The sequence below is a fragment of the Flaviaestuariibacter amylovorans genome (assembly GCF_039541815.1).
Taxonomy (GTDB): domain Bacteria; phylum Bacteroidota; class Bacteroidia; order Chitinophagales; family Chitinophagaceae; genus Flavisolibacter; species Flavisolibacter amylovorans.
This window is the reverse complement of sequence record NZ_BAABGY010000009.1, coordinates 144149-162989: the sequence shown is the minus strand read 5'-3', so window position 1 is coordinate 162989 and position 18841 is coordinate 144149. Positions and strand designations below refer to the sequence as shown.

Genomic DNA, 18841 nt, shown 5'->3' with positions numbered 1-18841 from the left:
TTTATAAGGTTCCGTTTAAGTAATGGAGTTCGATCAATGCTTCTTCGTATGCACGGTGGGTATCGAGATGGCCGGTTTGTATGTCGAAGGCAGTGGAAAGATTCCGCAAGGATTCGATGTAGTTGAGTTCACCACCCTGAAAGAGCCGGCGAGAAACCTCCATGATCGCCTGTGCCTGCGGGAGGGCGGTTTGGTTGTAATAATCAAGGCTCTGGCGCTCTCGCGTAAGGTTAAGGAGTGCCTGCCGGTACCGGGCGTTCAGCCGCTGACGTTCCAGATCCTGCTGGGCTTGGGCCGCCTGCACCGCCATTCGGCCAGCAGCAATACGACTACGGTTCTGTCGGCCCCAGATGGGGATGGAAATGCCGGCCTGGAAGCCCAAGAAGCGCTCGTAGTTCTGCGTGGTTGGAAACAGGGGACCAGCGTAGAACTGGGGGCCTTGTTCCGATTGCTGCAGCTGCAGTTCTCGCTGTGCAATCCCTACATGCTGTTGCAGGATTTGCTGCTGCACGTTCGCGCCAACGGTATCCGCAATCCCAACAAGGGAATCGAGCTGGAAGCGGGCTACCTGGATGGAGTCATTTACGGCTGTGTAGAACCGCAGGATCTGCATCTCCGCCGACAGGTCTGTTTGCGCCCGCTGCAGCTCATTGCGCACCCGGTCGGCCTGCGTCGTGGCATTCAGCTCTTCGAGCTTGTTGATCTGGCCTGCCGCAAAGAATCGCTGCGAGGAGATCTTGATAGCTTGGTAGACGCTATCCTGAAAGGAAAGCAGGCGGATGCGTTCAGTGAGGAACTGTGCCTGCAGGTAGCTAAGCCGCACTTCGCGCTTGAGATCATACTGTGTGCCCTGGAGTTGCAGCTCGGCAAGCCGGATGCGCTCACTTTGCAGGTTGCGCCGGTTGCGGTATACACCGGGCAGGTTGAAGGTTTGCTGCATGCCAACGATCAACGGCTCATACGGTGTCAATTCTGCCGTAATCTGGGGGCTTGCCAGATCCGCCGCACCACGAAGGAGTTGCTGTTGCTGGGTAACGTTGAGGCGTGCAGCTTGCAGGTTACGCTGGTTACCGATCGCCCTGGCCACTGCCTCGTCGCGGGTCAGGACTGTCTGCGCGGAGGCACTTAGCGCCAAAAGCGTCAGGAAGGAGAATAAGAGAAGACTACGTAGCATGAAAGGGATTTCTGTGAAGACAAAAGGATACCTGTTCCCGCGACAAGCGGGAATGCCTTTAGCTTACAGAAATCAGATCTGGAAGGACTGGATCGCGATCCGAAGGTCTTGTATGGTGCCAGGAGGGCGCCATCGGTAGTGTTGCGGGAAGATGGACTTCGGGGCTTGAACGGACTGGAGGAAGAACGCCAGGCTGCCAAGGAAGACGTCTTCCAGCGCCGGGGCCGGTACTTTGATCACCGTCGTAGTCGCCTTATCTGTTTTTTCCAGTTTGACTACGGCGTCGGAACAGCATTCGTCAGCTGCAGCGCTCTTGGAGGAGGAAGTGTGATCATGCTTATGAGCACCAGAGTGGTCGTGCTGGTTTCCACCGGCATGCGCTTGCTTATGGCTGTGGGAATGCCCCTTGCTATGCTCATGGCTATGGCCCGTTGGATGCTGGTGAGCAGAAGTAGCGCTCTGATGATGCAACTGGTGGAAAACACCCCCTAATGAGCAGGCAAAGCTCACCACGGTGTTCAGGCTGAACACCAGCAGCAGGAAGAAGGCTTTCCAATATGTTTTGTGTTTTTGCTTCATCAGAGCGTTACAAATATAGAGACCGTCCAAGTTCTGTGCCTGACGACCGTCAGGAGATTACCAATTTAACTTCATTGTTGAGCTTATTGCTTAGCCAGCCAGCCCTGCAGGTCTTGGATCTCTTTCTGTTGGTCGGAGATGATCTTGTTGGCCATCGTTTTCAGTTGAGCCTCATGTGCACCGCTTTTCAGGTAGGCTTTGGCCATATCAATCGCGCCCAGGTGGTGCGGGATCATCATCTGAACAAACTGCTTGTCCACAGAGCCGGAGTGATCCATATCCATCTTCATGTTACCCATGCCAGCCGTCACCTCCTTGTAGAAGGCTTCACCTCCACCATGCGCACTATGACCAGAAAGGAAGCTATTAAGCTGGGCCACCTCTCCCTGCTGGGCGTCCAGCATCTTTTGCGCCATCGCCTTGACCTCCGAATCAGTGCCCTGGGCCAGCTCCAGCTGGGCCATTTCGATCGCGCCCATGTGGTGGATCTTCATCAGCCCGGCGAAATCATTATCTGGGTTCCCGGTTGAGGGCATAGCCTTCATTTGTTCCATATTCGCCTGCATGAGGCCCATCATCGACTTACCGGCGGTGCCAGCCGTATCAGGGGCTGCAGCCGGCGGAGGCGCTGTTGTTTGTGTGGTCGACGCTGTCGAGGTATCGCTCGTTGTGGTGGTCGTATTATCTCCGCCACTGTTACAGGCAACCAGGGCAACCACCGTCCCAAACGTAAAGAAGACCTTTTTCATTTGTCGTAGAAGTTTGATGTTGGGCCATAAAAACTGTACCGCAAAAGATTACAGCTCACCTGTAGGCTTACTTCAGCTGGACGGGAAAGGTCACCTTTGTTTTTTCCCAAACTACCGAAATCGTCCCTATCCTATCTGAAACCGGCTCTATGAAGTACCGCAATCGCTCGGTGTGGGCACTTTTCCGAGGCTTAACCTTGAATCGAACAACGTCATCTTTGGAGTCGTATTCATTGGTTAAATGCTGGTCCCAATGGCGGTTGATTATTACGATCCATTCTTTCTTTCCTGGGATCGTGAACACGGCGTATTTACCAGCGGGTATCTCTTTCCCAGCAATAATAAATGCCCTGTTCACAGTTAAATTGGTTGCATTGTGAGCACCAGTTACCCAGACTTCGTCGTAGGGAACAAGTCCACCCCAGATGATCCGGCCCCGCACACCGGGCGAGTGATAACTGATCTTTAGACTATCCCGACCGATGACCCCGACAGCGACCGCGTTCAGACTTTTCTTGGTTGTGTCTTTGACCTTATTCGGGTTGTAGCATACTTCCTCTTGGGCCTTGGCCTGGGCAGTTGCCGGTGCGGAGAACGAAAACAAACCAAGCGCAAGCAATAATGTTCGAATCATGGAAAATGCAAATTGGGTAGGGTAACAAAGATAAGTTTCTAACCAGTGACAGCGCCAAGAAGCATTTCCAACCGAATATCAACTTAGCTTTTCCGCTTTAAACCCGGCTTTATGTACCAGCGCACAAACCTGATCAACATTCAGGTCGTCAGTTTCAACCGTCAGCACCTTTTGCGGGTTTTGTGTGTCCACCTTCCAATTGGTAATCGCTTTCTCTCCGTTCAGGTGGGGGGTGACCGCAGCAACGCAGCCGCCGCAGTTGATGTTTGTCTTGAATTCGTGTTTCATCTTTTTCGTTTTTGCAAAGCTCCTGTATAGCTGGAGCCTCATTGTTATAGAATTTTGTTTTTGAAGTACACTTTATTGGTCACAGGCGCGCCCACTTGAGTCGGAGGCTGTTGGCAACAACGCTCACGCTGCTCAGAGCCATGGCGGCGCCAGCAATCATTGGGTTCAGCAGGAAGCCGTTGATCGGGTAGAGCAGACCAGCGGCGATCGGGATGCCGATCAGGTTGTAAATGAACGCCCAGAACAGGTTTTGCCGGATTGTACGTACGGTCAGCCGCGAAAGCCTCAGTGCAGTCGGAATACGTTCCAGGTCAGAGCTGATCAGCGTCATTTTGGCCACGTCCATGGCGATGTCGCTACCCTTACCCATGGCGATGCTTACGTCGGCCTGGGCGAGTGCGTGGCTGTCGTTGATGCCGTCACCAACCATGGCAACGATCTTTCCTTTCTGTTGCAACTCCTTTACAAACGCTGCTTTATCCTGCGGGAGGGCCTCCCCCTTGAAGTGCTCGATACCGACCTGGCGGGCTACGGCGGCAGCCGTTTGCTGATTGTCGCCCGTGAACAGGTAGACATCGATACCCAGGTTTTTGAGGCGCTGTACAGCGGCGACCGACGAGGGTTTGATCGTATCGGCGATGGCGATCACGGCCAGCACCTGACCCGCCTTAGCAAAATAGATTACGGTGCGTGCCTCGGCTCGCTGCCGGTCACTCCAGGCAGTTGCGGCTTCTGGTAGGGCGATCCCGGCATCCTGCAGCAGCTTCGCCGTACCAGCGTAGTAGACGTTGCCTTCGAACGCACCTTGAACACCAGCTCCGGTGATGGACTCCAGCCGATCAATCGCAACTGGCTGGGCTGTATTCCTCAGGCTCTTTACGATGGCCTCAGCCAGCGGGTGCTCCGATGCGCTTTCGAGGCTAAATAAGACGTTTCTATGGCCCTGGGCGTCGTTGAGCCACAAAGTGTCCACCACTTCCGGCTTACCGGCTGTAATGGTCCCTGTTTTGTCCAGGACAATGGCGTTGACTTTATGAGCCACTTCCAGAGCTTCTGCATCCTTGATCAGGATACCTTGCTCCGCACCCCGGCCCACTCCAACCATGATCGCAGTTGGCGTCGCCAGGCCGAGCGCGCAGGGGCAGGCGATCACCAGTACCGTCACCAGGGCGAGCAAGCCTTGCGTCAGTCCGTTCTCGCCTCCCAAAAGCCACCAGGCTCCGAAGGCTGCCAGAGCGATCAAGATCACCACCGGGACGAAGATCCCGGCAATACGGTCGACGAGCTTCTGAACGGGTGCTTTTGAACCTTGGGCATCCTGTACAGCGCGGATGATCTGGGCAAGCAAGGTTTCCCCGCCTACTTTGTCGGCCTGGAACTGGAAGCTCCCTTTCTGGTTGATAGTACCAGCAAACACTTTCTCCCCCGCTTTCTTGGCTACCGGGACGGGTTCGCCAGAGATCATACTTTCGTCCACGTACGATTCACCCGTGGTCACCGTACCGTCTACAGCCACCTTCTCACCTGGCTTGACCAAGAGGGTATCTCCCACAGCCACTTTCTCGATCGGCATTTCCATCATATGACCGCCTTGATGTACGACCGTGACGGTTTTGGGTTGAAGGCCCATGAGCTTCTTGATGGCAGACGAGGTAGATGCCTTAGCTCCTTCCTCAAGGAGTTTGCCCAGCAGAATAAAGGCAACGACTACCGCCGCTGCTTCGAAGTAAACGTGTGCATGCAGCCCGCGGCTGTGCCAAAAACCTGGGTTTAAGGTGTTGAAGACGCTGAAGGCGTAGGCAATGCCAGTGCTGAGTGCCACAAGCGTATCCATATTGGCCGAACGATGCCTGGCCTGCTTCCAGGCGTTGATGAAGAATTGCCGGCCAAACAGGAGTACCACCGGTGTTGCGAGCGCCCACATGATGTAGTTCGCGTAGGGCATATCCATGAAGAACATACCGATCACCACCAGCGGCATCGACAGTACCACCGACCAGATCGTGCGCTGGCGCAGAGAACGGAGCTTTTCGCGGTGCAGATCCTCCAGGGCCTCTTTGGCTTCCTTTGAGTCTTCAATCATCAGGTCGAAACCGATTGATTGCACGCTGGCCTTTAGCGCTTCCGGAGTAACTACCGTAGGTACATATTCCACCTTCACGGAGGAGTTGGCAAAGTTCACCGCGGCATCCACCACACCCACCTGAGCTTTGATCATCGACTCGGTGCTGCCAGCGCAGGAAGCGCAGCTCATCCCTGTTACCGGAAAGGTTTGGCGGATCGTTTCAACGTCGTAGCCGAGGCCACGTATGGTAGTGACCGCTTTGGCCACAGCTTCCTCATCATCCGCTTTGAAGATGGCTTTGTGATTGTTGAGTTCCACATGGTGTTCCCGGATGCCAGGGACAGTGGCAAGGCCCTTGTCGACGATCAGCGCGCAGTGCTCGCTCTCTACGCCAGCCAGGGGGAGTTCGATTGTATGATCAGTGTTTGTTGCCATAACGATGGATTTGATCACACAAAGGTGACGCCGGCAACCGGATTCACTGTTACATCCTCATGGCTATGTTGTATACTTAATTGTGGTCAGACGAGGTCGTCGAGGGACTTACGAAGGGGTGAGCCGCGCTCCTTAAACTGGCTTGGGGTCATGCCAGTAATCTTCTTGAACTGGCTGGAAAGGTGCTGGGTGCTGCTATAACCGAGCTTCCAGGCTATCTCGCTGAGGGTATGCTCGCCATAGATTAGCCACTCCTTGGCTTTCTCGATCTTCTGTAAGATGAAGTACTGTTCGAGGGTCACACCCTCAACGTCTGAGAATAGACGGCTTAGGTTGGAGTAGTCCTTGTGAAGTGCGCCGGCCAGGTACTTGGACATACTGAAGTGCTCCTCGATAGAACCAGTTTGCACTTTCTCCAGGAGTAGCGTCTTCAGACGGTCGATCAGCTGCTTCTTCTGGTCATCCAGCAGCTCGAACCCAATGGCCTGCAGGGCGTCGGAGAACTGCTGCAAGCGGTGAGGTTCCGGTGTCTCGGCCAGATCTACCTCTCCGAGGCGAACTGCCTTTGCATTGAAACCGTGCTGGCCCAGGAGCTGCTCTACCGACATAATGCAACGCGGGCAGACCATATTTTTGATCATCAACTTCATAAGAATCCTAAGAGTCCAAAGGTAGCGCTATCGGCCAGACCAGGTGTACCTTCACTCCAGATCCGCAAGCGGGTTGCCCGACACGAAAAACAATACACTATGGCGATGCCTAATCGAATCAGTAAATTGGTGTTAACCGGTCACGTTACTTCGTCGGTTGGTTGGCTCGGAGCTGTGGCCGTATTCATTGCGCTGGCCACTACAGCATTGAGCACAGATAGCATCCAGGTAGCCCGTGCTACTTACATCGCCATGGATGTGAGCACACGGTACGTTATCGTTCCCTTCTGCTTCGCGTCACTGGCAACTGGTATGCTCCAGGCCCTGGGTACGAGGTGGGGGCTTTTCAAGCATTACTGGATCGTGGTGAAACTTGTGCTTACCGTGGCCATGACGGCGTTTCTGGTCTTGCATATGGGACCAATCGGCCAGCTGGAAGGCTTAGCGCTTGAACAGTCGCAGCGTACGGCAGAAGAGGCTTCGTCGGTAATCAATCTGATAAAAAAGGCTGCTGCAGCATTCCTGGGGCTTCTGGCTGTTACGACGATCTCCGTATACAAGCCTTGGGGAAAACTGACCGCTCGAAAACCGCAGAACTCGGACCAGCGAGCGAAGAAACCAGCAAGCTTTTACGTTCTGGTCATCTTGATTGTCGTGATCATGCTGCTCATTGTGTCACACTTGACGGGCGGTACGATAAAGCACTGACCATAGTTCAACACCCAAATTTTCCAAAGCCGAAATTTTCCCCAGAATTTTTTGAGGGTGCCTCTTCAGAAAAAAGAGGTGGGTCGATTTCAGAAAAACCATTGAACCTACCTCCCCCACCCCACTGGGAGTGCCCCCCGGCGGGGATACCGGGGGGGGGTTATGCCACTAACAACTTCTTGGCAATACCCTTCAGCGCTGGACGATTCAGTTCGTAAATGGTCAAGGACCCGACTTTTGTTCTGGACAGAAGACCTGCACAGGTCATGGACTTCAAATAGCGACTGACTGTGGGCTGTCGTATAATACATCGTTTTTGAATGACCGGCGCTGACGCGAATCTGGCCAGTGACAGGTACTGGAAGATGGCCCACTTTGTCGGGTTCGCCAACTCACGCAGAATCTTCATGGGGTCGGACGTAGTATTGGTTTGTGTGCTCATATAAGAATAAATATTCCAGATTGGGAATACTTACCAAAAAATTCAGAAAGCGAGCCGACGTTAACGCTGGAGTCAGAATCACCGGCAGCTAAACGCCCATTTGACGCTTAGTTCACCAGCCCTGACCAGGCCCTGACCTCGGTAAACATCTTCCTTATTGTGGCTTCTACCGCCGTAAAACGCACTAAAAAGGCCCTTTCTCTGCAGGGCCTTTCGGGGTCATCAATCTTAACAACATGAATCTCGCGAACCTGGCGCTGGTCATTGCCCGCTAACACATCGATAGTAGGACCAATCGCCGCATCTGAAATTTAGTTTAATGATCAGCAGCTCAGAACGGCAAATCGTCCACCCCACGGCAGTCTTGTTCAGGGTATCCGGGAATTGGTTGAAACTCAGAAAAATACTCAGATGCAGGCTGGCCATCATACCATGGGCCTCCAATACTTACTCCCTTGATATGAGTAAGCCGTCTCCACCTTCTAAACTCTCCTGTGAATCTGGCCCGAAACTGATTCTCCTTTGCTGTAACCCCAGCAAAGACATGCTCGATCATGGCATTCGGGTGGACTACTTCGGTTTCCGGAAAATCGTCGAACACGTCTTCGATCCAACGTTCGATCCGGTCCAGGTCACTGTTGCCAGCTGCTGACCAGTAAGATTCGCCGACGTGTGAAAATCGTTCAGTGTTGCAGTCCCAGATCAGATCTGCGAAGGCTGGTGCCCATAAACTCAAGCTCCTAAATTTGGATTGCCCTGACTTAGCCACCATCTCGATTTGGTAAGTGATAATACCATGCATGTTGCGCTGGCGTTGAATTTCAAGTAATTGCATTTGTTTTGGATTTTATGTTATTTGAATAAATTTGAGTGCAGCCAGTTGTAATGATCTGGCATGCGGTGCATCTGCTTCACCAGGTACTCCAGGAAGTAATCCTTCTGGTCCATCTTCTCGACCACCGACTTCTTTTCGTATCGGCCACCGTAGTACTCCAAGTGCCTGTTTACGATGGAAACCACCGCCTCATTCTCTGGCAGCGCATGGTTGCCGTACACGAAGTGGTTGTGAAAGCCATCCTTGCCGCAGTTCTCTTCGGTCACGTAGAAGTAGTAATTCACGACTGTCGGAAAGGCAGCTGCCAGCTTCTTTCCCAGGCGCTCCATGATCACCCTGCACCGGTCAGCTGAGAACGGCTCTCTGAAGCGAATACTACCAACCGTCGACCAGGTGTACCGATGCAGGAAGCTGGCGTATTCGGCATTCCTGAGGCCCTTCCGGCGCCTTTTCAGAAGCAGTAGGATCATGGGCGACACAAAGTGCTTATAGCCGTAAGAAAGACAGTATTCGTACCGCCAGCGAGTTTTGATGCAGGCGATTACTCTTCTTATGGCTGCCTCCGAAATCTCAAAGTGCTTGCTGAATGCTTTGATGTCGTAGTACAGTATCGCATTGTCGGCAGTCGTGCCAGTGAGTACGAATTGGTTTTGGTCCTGGCTCGCCAGGTGCTTCTGGTCAATGGTGATCGTTAGCCCCTGGTGTGCACTGGCTGCCTCAAGTCCTGCATCCGTCGGGTCGAAAGCATTCGCCGTACTGAGGATGGAAGTATTCAGGTACTTCTTCTTGTTCAAAACAATGAAATACGGCGTTTTTGTTCCAGCTGGTAGCTTGGCAATATCCCTGTCCAGAGACGCATAGCTCCGTTTGTACCGCCTGCTGAATGAGGTCATGTCCAGGTACACCAGTCCATCAGTGGTATTCACCTGGATGATTGGTTCTGGCTTCCTCTCCTTCATTTGCTTCATTCTGTCGTATGTGATCATTGCATCAATATGCTTCATGGTTATCCTCCTTTTGTTTACTTCCTGTGGCATGTCGGCGCACACCAAGGTCAAAGCCGCATCTCTGATGATTTGCAGCCGGCGGTCTCTTTTCACATCCGAGTAACCCGCTCTACGCCTATAAATAGTAGGGATTTGCTCAAAGTCAACCTGAAATCTGGATGAGGAAGTGGCTCTTACCAACTTTTCCCAGATTTCGCTCTCAGAGTTGCAGTTTGAGCGCTGCAGTCCGAGCTTGTTCGCCCAGAGGTGTACGGCAATGAAAGGTGTCGTAGGACTCTCAGCCGTCTCACAGACGTTCCCAAAGCCTACGGGCTGGGCCTAACTCAGCGGTTCCGCTGGAGACTCGTGCTGCGCTGAAGCAGGAATTGCCCCTCCCCTACCGACAGAATACCCTGATGAATGGGGTTTTTGATTAGTCCCAATGACCATTGGCAGCCAGTGGGTTATTCTAAGCAGTGCTGCCATTGGGTAGCGACTGCCGCTGGTTAGACCAGCATGCTGCGTGCGGGCCAGCTTCAATGTGAAGCAGAGGCCGTATGCGGCGGATCAAATCGTGATCCATACAATAGTAGGAAACGCCGATCGCAATTCCAAGCGTCTGGTCAAAAATTTTCAAAAGGCTTCAGCGAGTAAGCCCCAAGCCGAAAAAGCGCCGGTTAGCGGCGCTTTCGGAGCTTCTCAGCTTCTTTCTGAATCTCGGTGGTTGACTTCCGCTTCGACCGCTCGATGTGATCTTGGATGTCCTTCGCTTTGAAAAAGATCTGCCGACCTGGCCGGTAATGAGGAAGGTCGCGTCTCTGCACCTTGCCGTACACTGTTCCGACGGTCAGCCCAAGCATCTGGGCGACATCCTCGACCTTGAGATAGTCATCATCGGGGTGGATTGCAATTGCCGCATCCTCTTGAACCTCTTCAGGCAGTGGTTCCAGCTTTGCCTCTGTACCTATAGGATACGCTGTACGGTAATCTTGGTGCACCTGGATCACGTAGCCATGAAAGTCAGTCAGGATACTCAGTATTTCCTGATCACTTCGCCGGTTCTCCTCGCTCATATATGGATCTGCGATATCGCGCTTCAAGCCGACAATGTAGTTGCTCAAGCTTGAACTCATTTTGAAGGTATGTTCGTTCTTGTCTTCCTTTGACAGATAGAACGACCGGTAATGCTTGAAGAAAAACTTTACGCGCCGCTCCATCATGAAGCGGCTGAACGCAGCTTTCATCTCATCACTGCTCTCCCACTCCCGTCCGTAATGTTCATTGAACTCATCGAAAAGCTTCTTTACCAGTTGGCTCTTGCGCATGTGTCAGAGATTGATTTTGATTTTGTTGGCCGCTTCCCGGCGACGATGATCAAGCACCTGGGTGTAGCGGGAAGTACTGCTGATGTCCTTGTGGCCGAGTAGCTTGGAAATAACGTACAAGTCCACACCCTCATCCAGCAGCAGTGTTGCGTTTGTGTGGCGAAAACTGTGAAAGGTGCAGTCTTTGGGTATTCCGGCTGCACGCAGCCAGCTTCGTAATTGCTTACTCGTGTTGGTTGAATACTTCAGCCCAGGGAAGACGTGATCACCAGGTTTCGCACGGTCACCGAGCAGCTTTAATGCATCCTCGGAAATCGGGAGCGTCTGGGCATTCGTTGTCTTCTTATGCCAGAACTTGATCACCCAGCCGTCATTCGACAATTCGATCTCCTTCCAGGTTAGCTTTTGAATATCGGAGAACCGAAGCCCCGTCAATGCTGAGAAAAGCCCAGCTCGCTTCAGTACCTCGTTGGAACAGGGCGTACGAGCAGCAGTCTGCAATTCCTCATGGGTCAAGTATTGACGATGAGTGTCCTTTCCCTTGATAGGTGTGAGGTTCCGGGCCAGGTCGACCTGCAAGAAGCCCTTTGCGTGAGCCTGTTTTATCGCGGCTATAAACTTGCCGTAGTAGCTCACCGCCGAATTTATCTTGAGCCCATGCTTTGAGCTGCGTCGGCTGGTCGCCTTTTTCAGGTAGTCCTTGAAATCGTCGCACCAGACTTCATTGACATCCTTGAACAAGTAGGTCTCACCGGCAAAGTCAACCAGGTGCTTCAAGGCTGATGTCCAGATCCCAGCGGTGCTACGCTGGCGCTTTGCTCCCAGCTCCTTGAAGAAAGCAATGAAATCAGCACGCTGCTTCGACTTATCGACGAAGCCGTACTGCTGGTTAGCGAGTTGAAGTTTGCGCTGGTTGAGGAGCGTTTCCGCCGTCAGCATTACCTCACGATTGAAAGCCTTGTCCAGCTCGTTCTTCGGCTTCTTCACCAATTCAAGGTTCAGGAATTCGCGGCGGGTGGTCTTGCCGGTAGCAGGGTTTGGGATTCCCGGCCAGAAGTCCAAGTACAGTCGCTCTCTTCCGTTTGCAAGTGCTCGTTTACGCAGGTTGACACTAACCATTTGCATTATTGTTGGTGAAGAATTTTTCAAGTTCCTTCCGTGCAATGATCACGCGACCTCCAATCCTTCCCACGGCTATCTCGTTTCGCTTGATTGCCCGCCACAACGTCCAGCGGCTTACTCCCATCAACTTAGTCAGTTCGGTGATGTTGAAGTATTCCCGTAAACGCCAGTCGGCCAGCGACACTGCAGACATGATCACGGTCTGCTGATCACTTGCCTGTACCTTCTCCTCTCGCTTCCGCCTTTTGTAGGCCCGCTTAGCACAGGCGTCAGAGCAGCACCTGGTTACGGTGGTACGTGCTGTGAACTCGTTGCCACACTGCTCACATATTCGTTTGATTCTGATGTTCGAACTCATACCGTGGTGCTACCTGTTGCCAAATGTAGCACAATGTTGCGGCATGTAGCATAATTTCCCTTATCTGTTCGGATATGTGCGGTACCTGGCGCACCAGGTACAAAACGGGTACAAATAAAAACTCAGTGAATTGGTAGCAAATCCCAGTAAATTCTTCGAAAAACCCAGTGAATCGTACAAAAAAGGGCTATTCCTGCAATTTGAGGACACGAAGTGGTTCCCCTCGAACCCCATCAAACTGGCAGCTACTTTCCGATACAGAACTTACTGAAGATATAATCAAGTTGGTCCTCGTTCGTGATCTCGCCGGTGATCTCGCCCAGGTAGTGCAGGCAGCGCCGGATATCGAGCGCCAGCAGGTCGCCGGGGAGGCCGGAGTCGAGGCCGTTCAACACGTCTTCCACCGAGCGCTGCACCTCCTGCAGGGCCGCATAATGGCGCGCATTGGTTACGATCGCGCTCTCGGTTTCGGCGGCGCCCTGAAGCACGCGGTCCACCATCTCCTGTTTGAGGGCATCCACGCCGGTCCCGCTCTTTGCCGAAATAAAGACGACGTTCCCGCGGTGCGCCCACTTCTCCCGGAGAGCGGGCAAGGCGCCCGTATCCACCTTGTTGGCTACCAGCAGCCAGGGTTTCCCGCCGCGCTGCAATTCCTCCTCCAGCTCCTGTAGTTCTACGGGCTCGGTGCCTACGGCATCGAAAAGGCAGAGCACGAGGTCGGCAGCGGCCAGCTTCTGCCGGCTCTTTTCGATGCCCGCGTTCTCGATGGCATCCGAGCTATGGCTGCGGATGCCGGCCGTATCGATGAGCCGGAACAGGATGCCGTCGATGTTGAGCACTTCCTCGATCGTGTCGCGCGTGGTGCCGGCGATGGCGCTTACGATGGCGCGCTCCTCGTTGAGCAGTGCGTTGAGCAGGGTGCTCTTGCCGGCGTTGGGCCGCCCGATAAGGGCCACCGAGATGCCGTTGCGGATGACGTTGCCGAGCCGGAAGGAATCAAGCAGCTGTGTCGTGAGCGTGCGGGCTTCGCCGAGCAAGGCGCGCAGCCGGGTGCGATCGGCAAATTCCACGTCCTCCTGCGAAAAATCCAGCTCGAGCTCGATGAGGGCGGAGAACTGCAACAGGCCCTCCCGGAGCTGGCGCAGGGCCGCCGAAAAGCCGCCCCGGATGGCGTGCAGGGCCGTCTTGGCGGATGCGGCGGTGTTGGACGCGATGAGGTCGGCCACGGCTTCGGCCTGCGCAAGGTCGAGCTTACCGTTGAGGAAGGCGCGCTGGGTAAACTCCCCGGGGCGGGCGAGCCGGGCGCCGGCGGCAATGCAGGCTTCGATGATCCGGCCCTGGATATAAGGCGAGCCGTGACAGGAGATCTCGGTGGTATCCTCGCCGGTAAAGGAGCGCGGCCCCTTGTAGAGCGCCACCACTACCTCGTCGAGTGCTTCGCCCTCCTGCTTCAGCAGGCCCACGTGCAGGGTGTGCGAGGGCTGCGCGGTAAGGTCTTTTGACGGGAAGAGCCGGTTGGTAACGCCAATGGCCCCGGGCCCGCTGAGGCGGATCACCCCGATGGCCCCGATGCCAGGCGGCGTAGCAAGCGCCACGATCGTATCCGACCACCCGGAGAGTTTGTTCAACATGGCGCAAAGCTAATGGGGTAATGGGGTAATGTGCTAATGGGGAAATGGGAGAATGGGGTAATGGAAAATGGTGTGGCTTCGCTCAGCCTCACAAGGCACACTTGTCCCCACGGAGCCCGTCGGAGGTGGAGGAGCTATCGACAGTTGTCGCCCTCCTTTCGATATTCGTTATTCGATATTCCCTGTTCCCGTTCCCTGTTCAACTGTTCCTTGTTCCCCCACCCAAAGAAAAAACCCCTCCGTAGAGGGGTTTTATAACTTGATACAGTGATACGTTACTCAGATACGAGGAAGGTGATCGGCTGCGTGCGGTAGGCTTTTACCTGGCGGCCGTTCTGCTGGGCAGGCGTCCACTTGGGGCCTCTCTTGATGGCGCGGACCGCTTCGTCGCCCATGCCGTAGCCGGGGTCGTTGAGGGCCTTTACCTCGGAGATGTTGCCTTCCTTGTCCACGATGAACTGGACGCGGATCGTGTAGGTACCGGCGGGAGCGCCGTTCTGGCCCGGCACATCGGCGTTGAGGTTCCGCTGGAGGTAGTTGGCCCAGGCCTTCTGACCGCCGGGGAATTCGGCTTCGATTTCCACCTTGGTGAAGGTCTGGTCGTAGTTGGTCTCGTCCTTGGGGGCTTCTACCACAGCCTTGCCTTCGTCTACCGGCGGCACGGCCACATCGGCCTTAACGCCCTCCTGGCTCACTACGGCGATCTTGGTATCCTCGAGCTTTTCTACTTCCGGCGGAATGTCTTCCTTCTTCACCTCTTCGTCCTTAACGATCTTGGGAGGCGTGAACTTGGTCATTTCCACCTTCGGTGGCGGCTCGGTCTTCGGCGGCGGGGGCGGCGGGGGCTCAGCCTTCGGCGGCTCCGGCTCGGCGATCTTCTCCAGCACCACGTCTTCTACCGTTCTGTCTTCCTCCGAAGGCGCGAGCTTGTTGGATACGAAGGACAGGAGCAGTGCCAGCAGGAAGAGGGCCGCCGTTACGAGCAGTGCCGTACGGATGCGCTTGTTATAGCTCCGGCGCAACTCGTAGGCGCCGTACTCCTTGTTCCGGCCCTCGAAAACGAGGTCCAGGAGGTCGGCGTTCATAATCTTGTTTGCTTCCATGATTTCAGTTTGTTTAAATAAGATGCACCGCTACCGGGCATTCCACAACTTTCTTACCAGTTACTGGATACCCGAGTTCTTTTGGGTGGCCAGTACCAGCTCATTCTCCTGCGGGGTGATGTCGATGAGGGCGAAACGCTTCACATCGGCGATCTTCATCTCGTCGAGGATGTCCACGGTGTTCTTGTAGGTGGCGTCTTCGTTGGGCTTGATCACGATCACGAGGTCTTCCGGGGGCGTCGTCTGGCGCTTGCGGAGCACCACCGAGCGGATTCCCGTTTCGGGATCGTAGTTCGTGCTCTTGAAGTTGGAGCCGTCGGGCAGCAGCTGACCTTCGTAGTAGTACACCTGGTTGCCTTTGCCCAGCATGAGGGTGAGGGCGCCGGATTCCTTGGCTTTGTTCTGCTCCTCGGGCTTATCGGTGTCCTTGGGCATGAACAGCTGCATGGCGGCCGGCTGGCTCATCGTGGTGGTAAAGATGAAGAAGGTGATCAGCAGGAAGCCCAGGTCTACCATCGGCGTCATGTCGACGCGCGTCGAAAGTTTCTTGGCTTTCTTGACGCCTGGGCCTTTCTTATGGCCACTATCTCCACCGCTATCTATACTTGCCATCTGATTGGTTTTAAAAAATGAATACTTGGGTTACTTCTTCTCCTGCTGGTTGCGCCACAGGGGGGAGCCGATCGGGGCGTCCTCAGGCGTGGTGATCAGGCTGAACTTGTAGATGTCATTGCGCTTGAAGGCGGAAATGACGTTCTTGAAGTCCGGGTACTTGGCGTTGTTGTCGCCCTTGATGTAGTACTTTACCTTGTTGCCGGCCATGAGGGTGACGGCGTCGCGCACCCAGTAGTAGAGCTCGTTGGAGGCAGAGTCCTTTACCGGGATGCCGTCCTGCTTCACCTTGGCCTGGTCGGCCGGGGACTTGGCGAGCAGCGACTTCAGCTGGTTGAACGGAACACCGATCGGACCCGCGCCCATATAATGGTTCATCTCCGTAGGCGTCAGGCCGAGATTACGGGTCTTGTTGAGGTTGTCGATCAGCTGGCGCTTCAACTCGTTGTTGGTCGTAACCATGTTGAAGTACACCCGGCCTTCTTTGTCCATCGTTACCTGCATGGCGTTCTCGTCCTCGAGCTTATCGCTCGACACCGAATTCGGCGTCAGGATCTCTACCGGTTCCGGCGGCTTGAACTTGGTCGCCAGCATGAAGAAGGACAGGATCAGGAACGCGACGTCCACGAAGGGCGTCATGTCCGTATCCGTGCTTTTCCTGGGAATTTTTACACTTGGCATTTTCGGAATGTGATTTTAGATGAGATGCGGCTTTTGCCTTGATTCCACAAAGAGCGACCCGATTACTTGTAAAGGGAAGCAAAGCTTTGGGTGAGGGTAAAGCCGGACTCATCGATACCGTAGGTGATGGAGTCGATCTTCGTCGTGAACACGTTGTACATGATCAGGGCGAGGGCCGAGGTACCGATACCGAGGGCGGTGTTGTAGAGGGCTTCGGAGATACCCTGGGCGAGCGCGCCGGCGTTACCGCCACCGCCTTCAGCACCGAGGGCCGAGAACGAGCGGATCATACCGAGTACCGTACCGAGCAGGGCCACGAGCGTACCTACCGACGTGATGGTGGAAAGGAATACGAGGTTCTTCTGCAGCATGGGCAGCTCGAGCGCGGTAGCCTCTTCTACTTCTTTCTGGATCGAGATCACTTTTTGCTCCGTGTCCAGACCGGTCTCGTTGATCATTTCCTTGTAGCGGCGCAGGCCGGCCTTCATGACGTTGGCTACGGAGCCACGCTGCTTGTCGCACTCGGCGAGAGCGGCGTCCACGTTGCGGTTGGCGAGGTGGTACTGCACCTTGCGGATGAAGTCGGAGATATTGCCTTTACCGAGGGCCTTGCGGATGGTGAGCAGGCGCTCGATGGAGAAGGTGATCACCATCAGGAACATGGCGATGAGGAGCGGAACGATGATACCACCTTCATAGATGGCGCTGAAGGCACCTTTGGGGCCTACGTGGTGGGGCCAGAAGCCGCCTTTGGGATCGGGCTGCTTGAAGCCGGAGGGATCGCCCATGATGAAGCGCCAGATGATATAACCGGCTACAACGCACAGGAGCGGTGCGAGCCAGGAAATGGCATTGCTGCTACGTTTAGGTTGCACAGAGGTAGCCTTGGTGGACGTCGTAGTTGCAGCGGGTCTTTGTTCTGCCATGATTCTGTTTTTTTGGATTTTGAAGTATGAAAAATGAAATGAGCGATTACGAGGTCACAATTCTAAGCAAAAAAAGAATAAAACGTTTACCGTGTTGCATTTTTTTTGGGCATTTGTGGAAAGAATAAGTTAAAGGGCTTATCCGTCGGAACCCGCTACAGGCCTCATTCGTAGCGAAGTGCCTCAATCGGGTTGAGCCGTCCTGCCTTCACTGCCGGATAGAGTCCGGCTGCCAGTCCAACAAAGGAGCAGATCAGGATGCCATAACCCACCCAATCCCAGGGAACGACGAAGCCCGTTTCGAGCACGATGCTGAAGCCGTTGCCCACGAGCACGCCGAGCAGGATACCCAGCAGCGCCCCCAGCACGGAAATGATCACCGCTTCGATGAGGAACTGCAGGCGCACCGTCCGACTCTTTCCGCCGATCGCTTTCACCAGTCCTACTTCCTTCGTGCGTTCCGTTACCGACACCAGCATGATGTTCATCAGCCCGATGGCCGCACCGATCAAGGTGATGAGCCCGATCACCGTGGCCGAGATCGTCAGGAAGCCGAGCGAGTTCATCGCCTTCTCCGCCACCGAGTCGGAGCGGTCCATCACGAAGTTACTTTCCTCCGTGGTGTTGAGCCGGCGCACCGAGCGGAACACGCCCTCGGCCTCTCCCATTGCTTCCTCCACCTGGTGCAGGTCGTTGACCTGGATGCCGATGGCAAAGGAGCCGTTCTGGCTGAAGTTGCGGCGCACGTTGCGGTATCCGAGCACCACCACATTGTCGCGGCTGAAGCCGAAGGAAGACCCGCGGCTGTCGAGCACGCCGAGCACCCGGTACGGGATGCCGTTGACCCGCACCATCGCATTCACGGCGGCGTCCATCGACGGCTTGAAGAGACGGCGCGCTACATCGTAGCCCAGGATGCACACGTTGCCGGCGCTCTGGATCTCCTGGCGCGAGAAGTTGCGGCCGCTGCGCACCGAAAAGGCATTCAGCGTTACATAGTTCTCATCGGCGCCGAACAGGAATACGTTGGGCGTGGTCTTACGGGTACCGAAGTTGATGATGGCATTGCGGGTGGCAAGCGTCGAAAGGCCTACGACGGCGCCGAACCCATAGTTCTGCGCAAAGGCTTCGGCCTCCTGTATCGAGATCGGCTTGCCCAGGCTCGACTTCTTCTCGCGCCGCGCATTCTTCTTCTCCACCTTCAGCTCGTCGCCGCCACCGCCGCCGATGCGGATGTTGCGCTCCTTGTAGCGGATCGAAAAGCCGTTGGCGCCCATGGTGGAGAAGCTCTCGGTAAACTTCTGGTTCATGGCCTTGATGGCGGTGATGATGCCGATAAGGGCCATGATGCCGAAGGCGATGATGGCCACCGTAAGACCGGTGCGCAGCTTGTTGCCGCGTACGGTGCGGGAGGCAAGTGAGTAAACGTCGAAAAAGCGCATAAAGACGGCTCCTAAGTTAGTGCACCCTCCGCGAAGGCACCCGTTTTTTTATGTGAGGCAAGCAGATGCACCTAATTGCTGCACCGCCTATCATCG

19 protein-coding genes are annotated in these 18841 nt (G+C 54.8%); 1 reads left to right on the top strand and 18 read right to left on the bottom strand.

Going from position 1 to position 18841, the window contains the following annotated elements:
* Position 1 precedes the first annotated feature (1 nt).
* From ABD937_RS16070 to ABD937_RS16040, 7 genes are all read right to left on the bottom strand, one after another.
* Positions 2-1174: a TolC family protein gene (locus ABD937_RS16070; RefSeq protein WP_345256788.1), complete on the bottom strand. Its 1173-nt coding sequence runs from the start codon at positions 1172-1174 to the stop codon at positions 2-4.
* 72 nt (positions 1175-1246) lie between these two features.
* Entirely contained in the window at positions 1247-1753 is a 507-nt protein-coding gene (locus ABD937_RS16065; protein ID WP_345256787.1) for an urease accessory protein UreE, read from the bottom strand.
* An 83-nt stretch (positions 1754-1836) separates the two neighbouring features.
* On the bottom strand, positions 1837-2502 hold the full coding sequence (locus ABD937_RS16060) for a DUF305 domain-containing protein (protein ID WP_345256786.1): 666 nt from the start codon (positions 2500-2502) through the stop codon (positions 1837-1839).
* A 67-nt stretch (positions 2503-2569) separates the two neighbouring features.
* Positions 2570-3136, bottom strand: a complete 567-nt coding sequence (locus ABD937_RS16055) for a DUF2911 domain-containing protein (RefSeq protein ID WP_345256785.1) — start codon at positions 3134-3136, stop codon at positions 2570-2572.
* A 78-nt stretch (positions 3137-3214) separates the two neighbouring features.
* A complete protein-coding gene (locus ABD937_RS16050; RefSeq protein WP_345256784.1) occupies positions 3215-3424 on the bottom strand; it encodes a heavy-metal-associated domain-containing protein in 210 nt (69 codons plus the stop codon).
* A 79-nt stretch (positions 3425-3503) separates the two neighbouring features.
* Positions 3504-5924, bottom strand: a complete 2421-nt coding sequence (locus tag ABD937_RS16045) for a heavy metal translocating P-type ATPase (protein ID WP_345256783.1) — start codon at positions 5922-5924, stop codon at positions 3504-3506.
* 86 nt (positions 5925-6010) lie between these two features.
* Positions 6011-6574, bottom strand: a complete 564-nt coding sequence (locus tag ABD937_RS16040) for a helix-turn-helix domain-containing protein (protein WP_345256782.1) — start codon at positions 6572-6574, stop codon at positions 6011-6013.
* A gap of 99 nt (positions 6575-6673) precedes the next feature.
* Here ABD937_RS16040 and ABD937_RS16035 point away from each other — a divergent pair, with 99 nt between their 5' ends.
* Entirely contained in the window at positions 6674-7282 is a 609-nt protein-coding gene (locus ABD937_RS16035; RefSeq protein WP_345256781.1) for a hypothetical protein, read from the top strand.
* 773 nt (positions 7283-8055) lie between these two features.
* Here ABD937_RS16035 and ABD937_RS16030 read toward each other — a convergent pair.
* From ABD937_RS16030 to ABD937_RS15980, 11 genes are all read right to left on the bottom strand, one after another.
* Complete coding sequence (locus tag ABD937_RS16030; protein ID WP_345256780.1) at positions 8056-8559, bottom strand: hypothetical protein; 504 nt, start codon at positions 8557-8559, stop codon at positions 8056-8058.
* A gap of 17 nt (positions 8560-8576) precedes the next feature.
* Entirely contained in the window at positions 8577-9563 is a 987-nt protein-coding gene (locus tag ABD937_RS16025; RefSeq protein WP_345256779.1) for a hypothetical protein, read from the bottom strand.
* A 659-nt stretch (positions 9564-10222) separates the two neighbouring features.
* Positions 10223-10870, bottom strand: coding sequence for a helix-turn-helix domain-containing protein (locus ABD937_RS16020; protein WP_345256778.1), 648 nt, complete (start codon positions 10868-10870; stop codon positions 10223-10225).
* Positions 10871-10873: 3 nt separating this feature from the next.
* Positions 10874-11932: a tyrosine-type recombinase/integrase gene (locus tag ABD937_RS16015; RefSeq protein WP_345256777.1), complete on the bottom strand. Its 1059-nt coding sequence runs from the start codon at positions 11930-11932 to the stop codon at positions 10874-10876.
* A 49-nt stretch (positions 11933-11981) separates the two neighbouring features.
* The gene (locus ABD937_RS16010; protein WP_345256776.1) at positions 11982-12185 is read right to left on the bottom strand and encodes a helix-turn-helix domain-containing protein; all 204 of its coding nucleotides are present in this window, start codon (positions 12183-12185) and stop codon (positions 11982-11984) included.
* Between the two features lie 410 nt (positions 12186-12595).
* Positions 12596-13981, bottom strand: a complete 1386-nt coding sequence (gene mnmE, locus ABD937_RS16005; RefSeq protein WP_345256775.1) for a tRNA uridine-5-carboxymethylaminomethyl(34) synthesis GTPase MnmE — start codon at positions 13979-13981, stop codon at positions 12596-12598.
* Positions 13982-14256: 275 nt separating this feature from the next.
* Positions 14257-15084 carry an energy transducer TonB gene (locus tag ABD937_RS16000; RefSeq protein ID WP_345256774.1) on the bottom strand — a complete coding sequence of 276 codons (828 nt, stop codon included), beginning with the start codon at positions 15082-15084 and terminating at the stop codon, positions 14257-14259.
* A 60-nt stretch (positions 15085-15144) separates the two neighbouring features.
* Positions 15145-15696, bottom strand: a complete 552-nt coding sequence (locus ABD937_RS15995) for an ExbD/TolR family protein (protein ID WP_345256773.1) — start codon at positions 15694-15696, stop codon at positions 15145-15147.
* A gap of 30 nt (positions 15697-15726) precedes the next feature.
* Complete coding sequence (locus ABD937_RS15990; RefSeq protein WP_345256772.1) at positions 15727-16377, bottom strand: ExbD/TolR family protein; 651 nt, start codon at positions 16375-16377, stop codon at positions 15727-15729.
* A gap of 62 nt (positions 16378-16439) precedes the next feature.
* Complete coding sequence (locus tag ABD937_RS15985) at positions 16440-17303, bottom strand: MotA/TolQ/ExbB proton channel family protein (RefSeq protein WP_345256771.1); 864 nt, start codon at positions 17301-17303, stop codon at positions 16440-16442.
* Positions 17304-17467: 164 nt separating this feature from the next.
* Positions 17468-18745, bottom strand: coding sequence for an ABC transporter permease (locus tag ABD937_RS15980; RefSeq protein WP_345256770.1), 1278 nt, complete (start codon positions 18743-18745; stop codon positions 17468-17470).
* Positions 18746-18841: the final 96 nt, after the last annotated feature.